Here is a 934-nt window from a genome sequence, read left to right on the forward strand (position 1 = left end):
TTCGCCGTCCGATGGACTACGCGGGTGCCGTCCCGATCGGTGAGCCGCTCGACAACCATCGGCTGTATGTCCTGGACAAGGGGCTGCGGCTGGTCCCGCCGGGCACCCCGGGCGAGCTGTACATCGCCGGCGCCGGGCTCGCCCGCGGCTACCTCGGCCGGCCGGGCATGACGGCGGAGCGCTTCGTCGCGGATCCGTACGGTCCGGCCGGTACGCGGATGTACCGCACCGGTGACCTGGTGCGCTGGAACCACGAGGGCTCGGTCGAGTACCTCGGCCGTGCCGACCAGCAGGTCAAGCTCCGCGGCTTCCGCATCGAACTCGGCGAGATCGAGAGCGCGTTGGCCGACCATGGCAGCGTGGGACAGGCGACCGTCGTGGTCCGGGAGGACCGGCCCGGCGACAAGCGCCTGGTCGCCTACCTCGTCGCTGCCGACGGCAACCGGATCGACGTGGCCGAGATGCGCGGTCATGTCTCGGACGCCCTGCCCGAGTACATGGTCCCGTCCGCCTTCGTCGTCCTCGACGAGATCCCCCTCACCACCAACGGCAAGGTCGACCGAAGCGCCCTGCCCGCACCCCAGGTCTCCCACGCCACCAACGGGCGCGCCCCGCGCACTCCGCAGGAAGAGGTGCTCTGCGGACTCTTCGCAGCCGTTCTCGGGCTGCCGTCGGTCACTATCGACGACCACTTCTTCCACCGGGGCGGCCACTCGGTGCTGGGCACCCGTCTGATCAGCCGCATCCGGCGCGCGTTCGGGGTCCAGCTCGGGGTGAAGGACCTGTTCCGCAACCCGACGGTGCTCGCCCTCTCGGAGTGCGTCACCGCGGGCAGCGGCGAACTGCCCCGGCCCGCCCTGATGCCCGAGGAGCGGCCGGAGCTCGTCCCGCTCTCCTCCGCCCAGCAGCGGTTGTGGTTCCTCGACCAGATGGA

1 protein-coding gene is annotated in these 934 nt (G+C 71.1%); it reads left to right on the forward strand.

Annotated elements, in window-relative coordinates:
* On the forward strand, positions 1-934 hold a 934-nt coding region (locus tag IE107_RS34495; RefSeq protein ID WP_189548280.1), incomplete at both ends, for an AMP-binding enzyme.

Origin of the sequence: Streptomyces gelaticus (assembly GCF_014649535.1) — a bacterium.
Classification (GTDB): domain Bacteria; phylum Actinomycetota; class Actinomycetes; order Streptomycetales; family Streptomycetaceae; genus Streptomyces; species Streptomyces gelaticus.